Source organism: Halothiobacillus sp. (assembly GCF_027346185.1).
GTDB lineage: Bacteria > Pseudomonadota > Gammaproteobacteria > Halothiobacillales > Halothiobacillaceae > Halothiobacillus.
Map to the genome: position 1 here is coordinate 1 of NZ_DAIESY010000162.1, position 14,342 is coordinate 14,342.

Annotated in this window: 17 protein-coding genes and 1 pseudogene; 6 read left to right on the forward strand and 12 right to left on the reverse strand. The window is 53.2% G+C overall.

Annotated features, from left to right (window positions below; all coding sequences use genetic code 11):
* The coding region (locus M7R55_RS11280) for a hypothetical protein (RefSeq protein ID WP_298220615.1) at positions 1 to 189 on the forward strand (189 nt) is incomplete at its 5' end.
* A gap of 2 nt (positions 190 to 191) precedes the next feature.
* Here M7R55_RS11280 and coaE read toward each other — a convergent pair.
* The 6 genes from coaE to M7R55_RS11310 are packed head-to-tail and all read right to left on the reverse strand — an operon-like array spanning position 192 to position 6,332.
* Positions 192 to 821, reverse strand: coding sequence for a dephospho-CoA kinase (coaE, locus tag M7R55_RS11285; RefSeq protein WP_298220617.1), 630 nt, complete (start codon positions 819 to 821; stop codon positions 192 to 194).
* 41 nt (positions 822 to 862) lie between these two features.
* Complete coding sequence (locus M7R55_RS11290; protein ID WP_298220619.1) at positions 863 to 1,747, reverse strand: A24 family peptidase; 885 nt, start codon at positions 1,745 to 1,747, stop codon at positions 863 to 865.
* Positions 1,748 to 1,780: 33 nt separating this feature from the next.
* Positions 1,781 to 3,019 (reverse strand): type II secretion system F family protein, encoded by a 1,239-nt coding sequence (locus M7R55_RS11295; protein ID WP_298220621.1) that lies wholly within the window; start codon positions 3,017 to 3,019, stop codon positions 1,781 to 1,783.
* A gap of 11 nt (positions 3,020 to 3,030) precedes the next feature.
* Positions 3,031 to 4,728 carry a type IV-A pilus assembly ATPase PilB gene (gene pilB, locus M7R55_RS11300; protein ID WP_298220623.1) on the reverse strand — a complete coding sequence of 566 codons (1,698 nt, stop codon included), beginning with the start codon at positions 4,726 to 4,728 and terminating at the stop codon, positions 3,031 to 3,033.
* A gap of 57 nt (positions 4,729 to 4,785) precedes the next feature.
* Complete coding sequence (locus tag M7R55_RS11305; protein WP_298220625.1) at positions 4,786 to 5,241, reverse strand: PAS domain-containing protein; 456 nt, start codon at positions 5,239 to 5,241, stop codon at positions 4,786 to 4,788.
* A gap of 59 nt (positions 5,242 to 5,300) precedes the next feature.
* Entirely contained in the window at positions 5,301 to 6,332 is a 1,032-nt protein-coding gene (locus M7R55_RS11310; protein ID WP_298220627.1) for a MerR family transcriptional regulator, read from the reverse strand.
* A 308-nt stretch (positions 6,333 to 6,640) separates the two neighbouring features.
* On the opposite strand from M7R55_RS11310, the gene M7R55_RS11315 reads away from it, so the two are divergent.
* From M7R55_RS11315 to rimI, 4 genes are all read left to right on the forward strand, one after another.
* Positions 6,641 to 6,859 carry a hypothetical protein gene (locus M7R55_RS11315; protein WP_298220629.1) on the forward strand — a complete coding sequence of 73 codons (219 nt, stop codon included), beginning with the start codon at positions 6,641 to 6,643 and terminating at the stop codon, positions 6,857 to 6,859.
* A 92-nt stretch (positions 6,860 to 6,951) separates the two neighbouring features.
* Positions 6,952 to 8,532, forward strand: a complete 1,581-nt coding sequence (locus tag M7R55_RS11320) for a 2-isopropylmalate synthase (RefSeq protein WP_298220631.1) — start codon at positions 6,952 to 6,954, stop codon at positions 8,530 to 8,532.
* A 24-nt stretch (positions 8,533 to 8,556) separates the two neighbouring features.
* A complete protein-coding gene (locus M7R55_RS11325) occupies positions 8,557 to 8,982 on the forward strand; it encodes a hypothetical protein (protein WP_298220633.1) in 426 nt (141 codons plus the stop codon).
* Positions 8,979 to 9,473: a ribosomal protein S18-alanine N-acetyltransferase gene (rimI, locus tag M7R55_RS11330; protein ID WP_298220635.1), complete on the forward strand. Its 495-nt coding sequence runs from the start codon at positions 8,979 to 8,981 to the stop codon at positions 9,471 to 9,473. Before M7R55_RS11325 ends, rimI begins: the two co-directional genes overlap by 4 nt.
* A 569-nt stretch (positions 9,474 to 10,042) precedes the next feature.
* Here the strand turns inward: rimI and M7R55_RS11335 are convergent.
* From M7R55_RS11335 to M7R55_RS11345, 3 genes and pseudogenes are all read right to left on the reverse strand, one after another.
* Positions 10,043 to 10,372: pseudogene (locus M7R55_RS11335) on the reverse strand (transposase domain-containing protein); the annotation flags it as partial.
* Between the two features lie 116 nt (positions 10,373 to 10,488).
* Positions 10,489 to 11,460 (reverse strand): IS5 family transposase, encoded by a 972-nt coding sequence (locus M7R55_RS11340; protein ID WP_298220637.1) that lies wholly within the window; start codon positions 11,458 to 11,460, stop codon positions 10,489 to 10,491.
* A 169-nt stretch (positions 11,461 to 11,629) separates the two neighbouring features.
* Entirely contained in the window at positions 11,630 to 11,932 is a 303-nt protein-coding gene (locus tag M7R55_RS11345; RefSeq protein WP_298220640.1) for a hypothetical protein, read from the reverse strand.
* A gap of 92 nt (positions 11,933 to 12,024) precedes the next feature.
* Here M7R55_RS11345 and M7R55_RS11350 point away from each other — a divergent pair, with 92 nt between their 5' ends.
* A complete protein-coding gene (locus M7R55_RS11350) occupies positions 12,025 to 12,510 on the forward strand; it encodes a hypothetical protein (RefSeq protein WP_298220642.1) in 486 nt (161 codons plus the stop codon).
* Positions 12,511 to 12,530: 20 nt separating this feature from the next.
* Here the strand turns inward: M7R55_RS11350 and M7R55_RS11355 are convergent, their stop codons facing one another.
* Genes M7R55_RS11355 through M7R55_RS11365 form a run of 3 tightly spaced genes read right to left on the reverse strand, consistent with a single transcriptional unit; the run spans position 12,531 to position 14,333 of the window.
* Positions 12,531 to 13,157 (reverse strand): hypothetical protein, encoded by a 627-nt coding sequence (locus M7R55_RS11355; protein ID WP_298220644.1) that lies wholly within the window; start codon positions 13,155 to 13,157, stop codon positions 12,531 to 12,533.
* A gap of 36 nt (positions 13,158 to 13,193) precedes the next feature.
* The gene (locus M7R55_RS11360; protein WP_298220646.1) at positions 13,194 to 13,796 is read right to left on the reverse strand and encodes a hypothetical protein; all 603 of its coding nucleotides are present in this window, start codon (positions 13,794 to 13,796) and stop codon (positions 13,194 to 13,196) included.
* Positions 13,797 to 13,811: 15 nt separating this feature from the next.
* The gene (locus tag M7R55_RS11365) at positions 13,812 to 14,333 is read right to left on the reverse strand and encodes an adenine phosphoribosyltransferase (protein WP_298220648.1); all 522 of its coding nucleotides are present in this window, start codon (positions 14,331 to 14,333) and stop codon (positions 13,812 to 13,814) included.
* Positions 14,334 to 14,342 lie beyond the last annotated feature (9 nt).

Below are 14,342 nucleotides of genomic sequence, written 5' to 3' on the forward strand. Positions count from 1 at the left end.
GGAACGGGCCGACTGCTGGAGGGTGATGTCACCTGGTTATGGACGGGGCCCCAGCTTGTTGGTCTGGTACTGAAACACCACGAAGGATATTTCCCGATATGGATAACCCGTCGCCGCGTAGGGGATACGGCTTGGTGGCAGTTGCAACGCTGGTTGCGTTTTGAGCAGGTTCGTTCGGGATCGGGTTGAGTCTATTCAGAAGGCGCCCGTTCCGCTGCCAGCGCAAGGAGCTTGTGATGACACCGGTCGACTTGACGAGCCAAGGCCGTTAAGTCTCCTGTGTTTATGATCCATTCGTTCACGACGGCGTCACGTTCACGATCCGAGCTTTGTGCCGCGATCATCTGGTCGGCCAATGCCGGGTCGATACCCGGACGTTCGAGCAAACGGGCTTTCTGAATCGATGGTGTGGCCCGCACACCCAAGACGAAGTCCAACCACTGATAGTGGGGTCGAACCTTGGGGTCGGCCAACAGGGGAACGACAACCAGAACATAAGGCGCTTGCGTGGCCGATTGCTCTGCACGCTCCTTGGCCAGTCGGCGGATTTGCGGATGCAAAATGGTTTCAAGAACAGCGCGAGCGGATGGATCAGAAAAGATTTTCTCCCGCATTGCCTTTCGATTGAGATGGCCGTCCTCGTTGAGGATTTGTGGGCCAAAGTGGCGGTATAGCTCATCGAGGCAGGGTTGACCGGGTTCAACCAACTCCCGGCTGATGAGGTCAGTATCAATGACCGGAATATTCCGGGCAGACAGAAACCGGGCCACGGTTGATTTGCCGCAGGCAATGCCGCCGGTTAATCCCACAAACAAGGCCATGAAACGCAGTACCTATTAATTCCCGTCTTGCAGCCTGTCGACTAGTACGTACCGGGCATGCCAAAAACCATTTGGAACAGTGTGTCGCCAAAATAGTAAGCAAGCAAACCGGCGCCTGCCAAGTACGGGCCAAAGGGAATGGGTATCCGCTTGTCGTGCTTGAGGAACAGAATCATGCCGATGCCGACAACGGCGCCCACGCCAGCAGAAAGCAGAAGGACCATCGGCAGTTGTTGCCAGCCTAACCATGCACCGAGCGCGGCGAGTAGCTTGAAATCACCATAGCCCATGCCTTCGCGTCCGGTGATTAGCTTGAATAGCCAGTAAATACTCCAAAGCGCGAGGTAGCCGGCCATCGCACCGAGTACTGCGTTCTCCAGTGTCACTGTCGTGCCAAACCCGGTCAAGGCCAGCAGTATGCCCAGCCACATCAAAGGCAGGGTCAGGTTATCCGGTAGCAGGGTTGTTTTCAGGTCGATAATGGCAGCGGCAAGCAAAATCCAACTGAAAAACCAAACAACAACCGCCGTCTCAGATACACCGAAATACCACGCGGCCAAGAGGGTAAGCAGGCCACTTGTCAGTTCGATCAGCGGATATTGGATGCTGATTCCATGCTGGCAATGCGCGCACTTGCCGCGCAGCCACAGCCAACTGATGATCGGGATGTTCTGCCACGCCTTGATTGGCGCATGGCAGTGAGGACAAGCCGAGCGTGGCGTGATCAGGTTGTAGACTTCTGGGCTTGAAGACGGGGCAATTTCCAGCAGTTCCTGGCAGTCGCGCCGCCAGCCTTGCTCCAACATAATGGGTAGGCGATGTATAACGACATTGAGGAAGCTACCGACCAGCAGGCCCAGTATTAAAGCAACAGACAACCACAGAATCGGTGACTCATTAAATAAACCGACCCATGTGTTGATCATTATCGTGCCTTTCCAGAAGTGGTGTTGAGTGATTTAAACCACAGAACCCAGTTTGAAGATCGGCAGGTACATGGCAATAACCAGACCACCCACCACTACGCCAAGAAACACCATGATCATGGGTTCAAGCAGGCTGGACATGGCGTCTACCATATTGTCGACTTCTTCCTCATACATATCGGCAACCTTACCGAGCATGGTATCCAAAGCACCGGTTTCTTCACCAATGGCGACCATCTGCACGACCATCACAGGGAATAGCTTGGATTGCTGCATCGCCACTTTGAGTGGTGAACCGGCTGCGATGATGTCGCGCATGTTCATGACGGCGTCCTTGAAGATGGCATTACCGGTCGATCCCGCTGTCGGTTCCATGGCTTCAACCAAGGGCACCCCGGCCGAGAACATCGTGCCCAGAGTACGCGCAAAACGGGCGATGGCTGCCTTTTCGGTTAATGGGCCAAAAATCGGGACCTTTAAAATCAGCATGTCGAGAAAGTGGTTGAAACGATCCGAGCGACGCTTGACGTAAACGAACAGGAAGATGGCCAGACCAATACTGCCGAAAATCCACATCCAGTGTTTCTGAAAAGCCTCTGAAAGACCAATGACGAATAGGGTAAAGGCCGGCAAACTGGCACCAAACCCATCGAATAGTTCCTTGAACTGTGGGATTACGAATATCAGAAGAATGGCCGTTACGATAAAGGCTACAACCACGACTGCAATGGGGTAGAACAGCGCTTTCTTGATTTTCCCCTTAAGACTTTCGCTCTTCTCCTTATACACCGCGATGCGGTCAAGAACGAGTTCAAGTGAGCCAGAATCTTCACCTGCGCGCACCAAGTTAACAAATAACTCGTCGAAATACTTCCTGTGTTTATCCATGGCATCGGCCAAGGTCAAACCACTTTCCACATCATTTTTAACGGTGAAAATCAATTCCCTCATAGATACTTTTTCAGCACTTTGCGCCATGATGTCCAGTGCTTGGACAATGGGTAGGCCGGCAGTCATCATGGTGGCGAGCTGTCGTGCAAGAACAGCAATGTCCCTTGCGTTGATAGTCCCTTTGTTACTGAATAAGGGTTTGGGCTTTTTCCTGACCCTGATGACAGTCAAGCCCAGTCGCCGTACCTCGGCTCGCACAACCATCTCATTGAGTGCACTCATTTCGCCTTTGACGAGTTTTCCATCCTTGTTTTTCGAGTCGTAAACAAAAATCGTTTTCTCGTCCTTGGGTTTCTTCTTTGCGGTCGCTGCAATTGCCATGGAGCTCTCCCTTAATCCTTGGTCACCCGATTGAGTTCTTCGAGGCTGGTCACGCCGGCTTTCACTTTACGCATGCCGGATTGCCGTAAGTCATTAATCCCTTCTTTAGCCGCCTGCTCTGCCAGTTCCATAGAATTGCCGCCTCGCATGATGATTCGTCCCATTTCTTCAGAGACGGGCATTACCTGGTAAATACCGACGCGACCCTTGTATCCGTTGGTGCACTGATCGCAACCGACTGCTTTGAAAATCTTGAGGCCCGCCTGAACATCGGCGGGTTTGAAGCCTTCGCGCACAAGTTCTTCGTCCGGTACATGATCCACCTTTTTACAGTTGTTGCATAACCGTCGTGCGAGTCGCTGTGCAATGATCAGGTTTACGGATGAAGCGATGTTGTAACCGGGTATACCCATGTTCAATAAGCGGGTAAGCGTTTGTGGTGCGTCGTTTGTATGCAGCGTGGACAACACCAAGTGACCTGTTTGTGCCGCTTTGATGGCGATTTCGGCTGTTTCCAGATCCCGGATCTCACCAACCATGATAATGTCGGGATCTTGACGCAGAAAGGCGCGTAGGGCGCTCGCAAACGTAAGACCTACGCGCACATTGACGTTGACCTGATTGATTCCGGGTACCACGATCTCAGCAGGATCTTCCGCCGTTGAAATATTCCGATCCATGGTGTTGAGGATATTAAGACCTGTGTACAGCGACACGGTCTTACCCGAACCGGTAGGGCCGGTAACCAGAATCATGCCATAGGGGCGCTCCAGCGCTTTCATGTAGAGTTGTTTCTGGTCTTCTTCATAGCCGAGCGAATCGATACCGAGTTGCGCGCTGGTGGGGTCGAGAATACGCAGAACAATCTTTTCGCCGAACAGGGTCGGGAGCGAGTTGACCCGGAAATCGATCGAGCGACCGGCGGAAAGCTTGAGCTTGATCCGACCATCCTGCGGTACTCGTCGTTCGGAAATATCCATGCGGCTCATGACCTTAACGCGGGAAACGATGCGGTCGGCCAGTTGGTAAGGCGGTGGTGGTATTTCGGTCAGGATGCCGTCAATACGAACGCGAATACGTAATTTCTTCTCATAGGGTTCTATATGAATATCTGAAGCCTTGCGGCGGATGGCGTCGGTGAGCACCTTGGTCACGTACTTGACGACGATATCGTCCTGAAGAGGGTCTTCACTGGTGCTGCTGTCGCCGGCAATATCACCTTCGTCGAATTGTATATTGGCCAGATCGTCATCGAGATTGGCAAGATTGGCCATTGCCTTGCTGCTGGCTTCTTCCAGCAGTCGGTTGATTTTCTGGGATTCCGCTACGACCACATCAATGGCGAGGTTAGTGCTGAATCGATAATTCTCAAGAATGCCGAGATCCGACGGGTCGGCCATGGCGACCGTTAAACGTCGTCCGCGCTTGCGTAGAGGTAAGGCATTGCCATGTTCAAGCAGTTTTGCGGGAACGATGGCTGTGGGCAAATCAGTGGTGTCGAACGCATCTAGGTCGATCTGGGGTAGACCGAAGTTTTTTGATGCCGCTTGGGCAATTTTGGCCGAGGAAACCCCGCTATTGATCAGCGTCTGAATAATGGGTTCCTTGCTTGCGCGCGACTTTCCCAGAATCTCGGTCGCTCGTTGTGGTTCGATGACAGAAGTCTTTACGAGGGCAGCCAGAAGGCCAGTGATAGCAGGAGGAGTCATAACGTGGTGTAACCGATAATTCCGTTTAAGGGCAAGCGAGCCATACTATATTTAAAATCAAGCGGTGGGCACACTATTTTGTGACCGTGTAGCGCTGATTTTCGCCAGTTGGGCCTTAAGCGCATTGTTTTCCTCTTGCAGCCGAACCAGTTCAGAGACGTCGTGTTGGATTCCTATGAAGTAAGTTAACTGATCTTTATCGTTGAATATCGGTGTAATGGATAGTTCATTCCAAAACAACGTTCCATCTTTGCGGTAATTGCGCACTACGACACGGGTCGGGCGGCCTTCCTTGATGGCTGATTTTATTTCTGAAAGGGCCGCCTGATCTCGATCATCTCCCTGCAGAAACCGGCAGTCCTGATACAGGATTTCGTCCCGAAGATAGCCCGTGAGATGTTCAAAGGCGGCATTGGCGTAAATAAGAATGTTATCGCCACCTTCCTGTTCCGCGATAACGATTCCATCGTTTGACGCCTCCACTGCTTTTTGCAGTAACTCTGAATCCAGCATGACCTGAGGCCACCTCCCGCGTGAACAGTTGACTTAATCGACCTTGATGATAACAGGCACTAAGCGATCTGTTCCAGAAGATACCGCTGGCAGCGGGTAAGGCCGCCTTGGCATACGCCATTGGGTGTGATGGATAATGCCTGTTCATCTGAGATGATCTGACACCAATGCAGCCTGGTTGAGCCTGAAAGCAGGTCGCCCGGGCACTCCGGCTGGGGTTCGGAGGGTTCGAGTAGCCGAATCCAATGCTGCGCTTGCCATCGATTAACCAACCGGGCGCGCTGGGGTTCGGATAACGTGGCCGTGATCAGTTGCACAGTACATTTTCCGGCAAGCGCCATGATCAACAGGCATTCGTTTGAGTAAAGCGGTCGATGATCTGTTGTGGTGTCTATTAAAACCAGTGGATGCGAAAGCGCCGGTTTCCTGGCCTGTTGCAGCAGCCACCACTCGAGGCGTTGACGGACATGGTGGCCGAACCAGCGCAAGCCCAGATCACGATCCGGCCAGGATTCGCGTTGTTCGAGTTGTCGATAGGCTTCAATGAGGATCGAGCGCATCACCTGTTCAGGGGGCAGCCACATCATTGCCTGTTGCTCGATGCGCCTCAGAGCCAGTGGATCCATATGAATGATGGCTTGTTTCAGGCTTTCGATCAGACCTTTTCCCTGTGTCGATGGCTCTGCCAGGAGCTCTGAATTGGGTTCAGGCGCAGCCAGCGACAAGTGATCGGCTGGTGTTTGATGGTTTGCGGTCGAGCGAGATTCTCGCGCCAGTATCTGAGCAATTTGTGTGAAGCCGACACCTTGTGCCGACAATGCCAGGATGCGCTGAATCTCCTGAATATCGGCCGCGCTGTAAAGGCGATGGCCCGTTGCTGTTCGGGTGGGGCGAATGAGGTTGTAGCGACGCTCCCATGCACGCAGGGTGATCGGGTTCACCCCCGTGATGTTGGATACGGCGCGAATAGGGAACAAGCCATCCTCGCAGGCCGGTTCGCATGCTTCCGGGCAGGATTCGCCGCGAACAGTGGCTGTTGTGCCACCGGCTGAATGCTCGAATGCCGGTTGTTGTGGATCGGGATTGCTCATGTCAAACCTGTCATGGCTTTTATGTATAAGTTTTGCATCGAAAAATTGTAGCAGAATTTACGTGTTCCGCTTTATTCCAGATAAAACATGTGTTGGGTACTTTGAAAAACCGTTACGGGCTGACGCCAGCTCCGCGTTAGTGGCCCGAGTGCAAGGCGGCCGGAGCGCAGCGACCGAGACATATCAAATAGATAGGCGGGCTTGCGCCAGCTACGCGTTAGGGAGCGAGCACCGCCCAACGCAGCAATCGGGTCGCGCAGTAGGTTTTTCGAAGTGCCCTGTTCTGAGTTCTGCAACGGGAGTTTGATATGTCGAATTTGGTGGTCGATTCAGGACGAGCAGTTTATGACAAATACAGTCTGCTTGACCTTATTGCCTCTGCGGGCTATTTTTGCCCCATGATGATGAATGTTACCTCTTCTGCACGCGCCTCAACTTCTCGCGGTTTTCCGGCGGAAAGTTTTTGCGCGTCTGGCGCTCTGCTGCTCAAGCTGTTGGATCTGCGACTGCCGTTCGGCAGTAAATAACGCTCATAGCCAGACGTGGCCAAACGTGCCCTAACCCATAAATTCAAGTCATCAGAACGTGCAGACGTTCACGATTGAGGCGCAATAGAATCATGAATCAGCCGAAAGAAAATACCCCTGTGGCTAACAAACCGAATTCCTCCTTGATTATTTTCGATACGACCTTGCGTGATGGGGAACAAAGCCCCGGTGCCGCAATGACCCGTGAAGACAAACTCCGTATCGCGCGGCAACTGGAGCGTCTGGGTGTCGACGTGATCGAAGCCGGCTTTGCCGCCGCAAGTGAAGGTGATTTTGCGGCTATCCGCGCGATCGCCGAAACCATCGAAAACTCAACCGTATGTTCTCTTGCCCGTGCCAACGAGCGGGATGTTCGTCGCGCCGGTGAGGCCATTGCCCCTGCGGCCCGCAAGCGCATCCATACCTTCATTGCAACCAGCCCGATCCACATGGAGAAGAAGCTGCGCATGACGCCGAATGAGGTCGTCGAGCATGCGGTAAAAGCGGTCAAGCTGGCCCGTACGTACACCGACGATGTGGAATTTTCTGCCGAGGATGCGGTTCGTTCCGAGATCGATTTTCTGGTGCGTATCTTTGAAGCGGCTATCGAAGCCGGTGCCACCACCTTGAACGTACCGGACACCGTGGGTTACTCCACACCCGGCGAATGGGGCGAGCGCATGGCCGAGTTGATTCGCCGTACGCGCGGGTCAGATCGCGTGATTTGGTCCACGCATTGTCATAACGATCTCGGCATGGCGGTCGCCAACTCGCTTTCTGCCGTATTGGCTGGCGCGCGTCAGGTTGAATGCACCATCAATGGTTTGGGAGAGCGGGCGGGTAATGCGTCGCTTGAAGAAGTGGTGATGGCCGTCCGCACACGCCAGGATGTGTTCGGTCTCGACACCCGGATTGATGCCACCCAGATTGTGCCGATTTCCAAACTGGTCTCCACCATCACGGGTTATCCGGTGCAACCGAACAAGGCCATTGTGGGCGCGAACGCTTTTGCCCATGAATCAGGCATTCATCAGGATGGTGTGCTCAAACATCGTGAAACCTACGAGATCATGCGTGCAGAAGACGTGGGTTGGACGACCAACAAGCTGTCTTTGGGCAAGTTGTCCGGTCGCAACGCCTTCCGTAGTCGCTTGTCCGAACTCGGTATCGATCTGGCCAGCGAAGAAGCATTGAACGATGCCTTCCGGCGATTCAAGGATCTGGCCGACAAGAAGCGTGAAATTTTCGACGAGGATATTCAGGCACTTGTTTCCGAAGTGCACGAAGATCAGGTCGAGCAACTCAAGCTTGTTTCGCTGAAAGTCTGTTCGGAAACCGGCGAAGTGCCAACGGCCACCTTGGTGATTTCCGTGGCGGGTGAGGAGAAATCGGCCACAGCACAGGGTGCCGGACCAGTCGATGCGGCATTCGTGTGTATCGAGAACATGATGCAATCGGGTGCTAATCTGCAACTGTATTCCGTCAACAACATCACCAGCGGTACCGATGCCCAGGGCGAGGTGAATGTGCGTCTTGAACGGGCGGGTCGCATCGTGACCGGGCAGGGTGCCGATACCGACATCGTGGTGGCTTCGGCCAAGGCCTATCTCAATGCACTTGACCGCCTGCAAAAGCCCGCCGAGCGCGCCCACCCTCAAATGGGCGACGTGTGAACGTTTTGTCCCGGCAGCGCGTGAATGGATAGCATCCCGGCACTTCACTGGTTGGGTATCGAGCAGTGGGTGTTGCGAGCGCCATGGCCGGGTCATTCGTCCGAGCCGGTTGCTCCATTGAAAACGGATATTTCGATATCCGATGTACCGGCCGCGAAACAGCGCATTCCTCTGGCGGATTCACCGAAAGTTGTAGAAGTATCCGCGGCCGAACCGGTGCCGGGTGCGGGACTGTGCTTCATCGCCGCAAACGATGCTGAATTCTCAAAACTGGTTTCGGCCATTTCGCGTTGTCTTCCCTCGGGGAAGACGGCGATACATCAATCTGCATCGGAAGAACAGCCACCCTCGGTTCATTGCAACGGGCTGACCTGGTCGCTTGCAGAGCTCAGGCGGAGCGGACAGGCCAAGCGTGCTCTGTGGCGTTTGCTGGTAGGCTCGAACGCATGAATGGGCAAATCGACCAAAGTACTACGGTTTCACCTGTGCCCCCTCCCATTGCACACATACTCTCCCTGGATGAAGAAGATTTGCCCGCCGTGCAACGGATTGAGCAGGCGGCGCACATCTTCCCGTGGTCCGAGCGCGTTTTCAAGGACTGCATGCGATCGGGTTATTACCTTGATGGCGCGTATGATCGGTCAACATTACTGGGTTTCAGTGTGGTGATGCCGATACTCAATGAATGGCATCTGTTGAATCTGTGCGTCGACCCGAAAAGGCAACGACGAGGCGTCGGTCGGTTGTTGCTGGAATACATGATTGAACAAGCGAAAAAAGCCGAGGTGGATAGCCTCTGGCTTGAGGTGCGAGAGGGTAACGCAGGGGCGAAGCAGTTGTACTCGGCCTACGGATTCGAGCAGGTTGGTCTCAGAAAAGCCTATTATCCGGCCAAACAGGGACGCGAGGATGCGCTTGTGCTGACGCGTACACTGGAATAAATCTCGGTTGTTACTGAGTGTTCTGGGCTGGATATTTCAAGTAAAACAACCCTATCCGAATTTGAGCCTATCCGAATTTTTGTGTGTAAGGGATATTCAGCTCTTCCAAAGAGGAACGCAATAGGACCGAACATAAAACCAAACAGCCTTCCAGAGTCTGTCCTGAAGGTTGCTTTCAACCTTTTTTGGTCCTCATTAATCTTTAGGCTTAATCCTCGGTTCTTTGACATGAAAACTCCGGCTCAATCATCACGGCAAAAAACAGACTGTGCTGGCTGGCTATCGCTTTGGCCATGCTGTTTTTTAGGGGCTGCTTTTGGGGGCTATGACCTAAATGAAATTGCGGTCAATGGGTTCGTGTGGTTCTTTATGGCGGCCTTTTCAATCATTGGCTAATTGTTGTCGCCATTGCCCTGCGCTTACTGGGGCGCTTACTTTAATCCTCGATCAGCACCCCGCATCTCAGGCTTACCCATCAAGGGAGAAGGTGGCGAATGCCCCGTCTTCCCACACGCCCGTAGGTGTGTTTCGTCAGCGTCCAGCCGCCCCACCTGTGAAATTTGGGTCGTTTATGCTTTCTGCTTAATGGGCAACAATTCGTCGATGCGGTTGTTGGGCCATGTGGGCAGTTTTTCGAGAGTGTCTTTTAATCAGGCAGCCGGTTCAATGTCGTTGAGTTTGGCGATGGCAAACAGACTCTGAATGGCCGCTGTCCTTCTGCTTGCCCGTTTACTCTCAGCGAACATCCCGTTCTTCTTGCCGAGGGCAGTGGGAAGCATGGCCTTTTCTATCCCCTCTGAGAAGATGGTGTTGTCGATCGGCAGGAGGCCGGTTTGGGCGTAGCGGATCAATGTCGGTCAGCGCTAGGGAAATGCTGAATAATTCACCGCCCCCGACAAATCTACAGACTATTGACGAAGCAAGCTGACAAACGGATGGTTTTTTCGCTCAAATCAGTGCATTTTGAGTGCATTTTGAGCGATTTTTCGCTCATTTCCCATATTCAGGATGCAACTTACCCCCGAGGGTCAAGCAACCATCGACGCGCCAGCATTAAATTCGCCAAGCCAAATAGTGAGAACAACTGCGCCGTGTTTTTGGCCAATCCACGATAGCGGGTCTTGCGATGGTGAAACACGTTCTTCACCCAATGGAATGGATGCTCGACTTTGGCACGAATGCTCGCCTTGGCCTGTTCGAGCTGTTCCTGCTGCTCGCCTTCGGGGGATTTGTCTAAAGCACGACGTTTGCCTGGACGCATCGCAACATGCCAAGTCACTGGTGTTTCCAGATGCTCTTCACGCTTCTCGATGCCCTGATACCCGGCATCTCCAAACGCCACAACTTCCTCGCCATGCAGCAGGGCGTGGGCCTGGCTGATGTCGCTGACATGCCCCGCTGTGCCCATGACGGCATGCACTAGACCGGAGTGCGCATCCACGCCGATGTGCGCCTTCATGCCGAAGTACCACTGATTACCTTTCTTGCTCTGGTGCATCTGTGGGTCGCGTTGTCCCGTCTGGTTCTTGGTTGACGGCGGTGCCGCGATCAGGGTGGCATCAACGATGGTGCCTTCGCGCAGAAACAGACCTTTATCGGCCAGGTGGGCGTTGATGGTGTTGAAGATGGCTTCAGTGAGTTGATGCTGTTCAAGCAGGCGACGAAACTTCAGGAGCGTGGTGGCATCGGGTGGCGTATCGCGGGCAAGATCCACCCCGACGAAGCGGCGAATGGCCTGGCTGTCGTAAATGGCATCTTCTGTCCCTTCGTCGGAAAAGCCGAAGCATTGCTGGACGATGTACATGCGCAGCATCCGGCTCAATCCCTTGGGCGGACGACCAACACCGCCGTCACTGGGGTAGAACGGCACGATGCTCTGTTCGAGAGCCGCCCAAGGGGTAATGGTTTCGAGTTCGGCAAGAAAACGATCGCGCCGGGTCAGTTTCTTCTTGGTGGCGTATTCCAGTTCGGAGAAGCTCGTTTGCATTGCAAAATTACCTGTGACGAGGACAGGTGAATTTTGCCAGATGTTCATCAAATTCGGGATTAATTGAGTGAATAAATCAGTGTTTCCCTAGAAGGTAAAGTCAATGGCTTTGGCCCTTGCGCTTCCGTGCACTAGATGATCCGGCAAGGGCTGACGACCGGCTCGGCTACTAGTCCTGGGCTGTGCATCGGCAGGGGGGTGAGAACTGTGCCTCAACGGCTGCGACATCCTGAGCCAGATCGTCTTCGAACAGGTGTAGTTGCTCGGCACTCATGGCCTCGGTTTTGGCCCCGAAAGGGATACAGCGGTAATATGCCAGCTCATGGGTCAATTTCTGGTTCTTGAGCTCCAGCGCCACACTGGCAACCGATGCACCGGGTTGCTGACACAGGGCAATCTGTTGAACCTTGAATTCAGCGGGATGATAACGCCGTTGGCAAGCAGGTGGTGTCAGGTTTATAAAAGTGTCCACTAAAAAACGGATAGGTGCTTTTTACACTACTCACTACCCGTCAGAACAGGTGGAACGGCTGGACACTCACAATGAGAGGTCTAGGTATGTCGATGAATCAAGCTCGTTGGCTTGTAGCCACGTTTGTCATTCTTGCTGCTCTGAGTTTCATCTGGGGGCATAACCCCGATCAAGTTCGCCTCAAGGATACCGTTTACGGCCCCGTTATTGCGGTGGTTATTCCCAATGACTGCACTTTGAAAGGTGTTGGTTGTGACTTGTCCTTAGGACAAATCGGCAACGTGCTTGTCCGGGCACCCAAAGAGATCAAGCCCCTGAAGAAGTTTTCACTGGTCGTGGAGCCGCAAGGTGATGCCTCAAAATCGATGGGTGCGGTCTCTGTGGATTTTCAGATGGTGGGCATGGACATGGGCATCAACCGGTATCCACTGACCCGTTCCAGTGATGGAAATTATGCTCAGAATATCATCCTGCCTGTCTGCACAACGACGCGAACGGATTGGGTGGCTGATCTTAGCTTTACGACGACGGCAGGTACTTTTGTCGCCAAAATACCTTTCATTGTTGATCACCGGTAGTCTGTTTAATGGTGGAAACTCTATTGCAGAGCATGCGCCAGCAAGGCGATTTCCTTCAGCGTTAATGTTTTTGCAATGACTGCCATCGGGTTACCCTCTGTCACCGGGCGTTCATTAAACCGCCACGCGTTCATTTGATGGATAAAGTAGATGGCAGATTGCCCTGCAATGGGCGCGATTCCATCCTTATTACCTTGTCCGTTGTCTCCATGGCAGCTGAAGCAACTGGGTATCCCCCGATTCGGCGCACCCACTTGCAGCAATTTCGCCGCCTGAGGTGGCAGGGTCTTGAGATCAATGTGTGGTGAATGCGCGGTCTGATTCGCGTAGTAATCCGATACGGCCCGTCGCTCTGCGATACTCAGCTTTTGTGCATACTCCTGCATGATTCGATTTTTTCGCTCATCTTGTGCATACAGCGTCATTTGTTGATCTAGATATTCTGCATTCATGCCAGCTAATCTCGGATAGCCAGCCTTTATATTCCCTTCGCCGTGATCGCCGTGGCAAATCGCACATGCTGGAACGTCACCTGTTCCCTTTCTGGCAATTTTCTCGCCAAGTGTATTTGTCGACGTCCCGGCAATAGCCAGGGGGCCGGCAGATAACATTAATAGGGTGGCGAAAATCCGCTTCCGGTTTTTCATGGATAATTTCCTTGTAACTGGCAACTGAGTCGTGCTTTATTTGCTTGCCAGTTGAAGACGCTCCAGATGTTTCAAAGTTTCATCCAGCGCCACGCTCAAATGCTCGGTGGCCATTTTGAGCGCCTCTGGCCAGTCCTGTGCAGCCTGGCCGTCTGCACCATCGGTAATAAACTTCAGCGCGATGAATTCTGCGTTGTGGTGGCGGCACGTTTTCGCCAGCGAATATGCTTCCATATCGATGACTTCAAAGCCGAGATCAGGGTGCCGTTCGGTGACAAAACTGTCCCCGGTGAAGCAGGTTGCCTGTTTTATCCCCGGTATGGCCAGGCTGCCTGTAATGTGTGTGTCCTCTTCAAAGGGTGTTTGTCCCGGATCAAAACCCAGCGCCGTTGCATTCATATCGTGTTGAAAAAACCGGGTGATGCACAGTGTTTCACCGGCTGGATACTGGTGTGAACCTGCCGACCCCAAATTGATGACAATGTACTGTTTATCCGTTCTGGATAGGATTTCGCCCAGCTTTATTGCCGCGTTAATCTTGCCGACGCCGGTGTAAAGAATAGGTAGGCCGAACTGATCCAGACGGTTCCCCACATTCTCCTGTGGAAGTGCCATGACGAGGAGTATGTTTTTCTTCATCGTTTTGTTCACTGTTCAGTAGGTGAATAGGCTGCGCACCGGTGTGTTTGGCCAGGCGAATTGATTGAGGCCGGGGAGGTTGATCAAGGTGCCGATACCTTTGATCTCATGTCCGCATTGCGTACAGAGTTCGCATGTACCAAGCAGCGTGCCGCCCGTGGCAAGCACGTCATCGATGATCAATACGCGCTGTGGATTCAGATTTGTAGCCATTTGCAGTTCGTCTTCACCATATTCGAGAGCGTAACGTACGCTAGGTCTGGGTGGCGGCAGCTTCCCCGGCTTGCGGACGATCATGAGCCCCTTGTTTTGGGCATAGGACATTCCGGAAGCCAGAATGAACCCGCGGGATTCAATCCCCACGATAGCATCGATTTCTGCCCATTCTTCTGGTGTGAACTGGGCAGACAACATATCGATTGTCTCGCGGAAATAATGGTTCAGTAGCGGGGAGATGTCTCGAAAGATGACGCCGGGTTTGGGGAAATCGGGAATGGCACGTATGGCCTGAGCGAGGAAATGTGCTGGTGTTGGCATTTTGTTTAA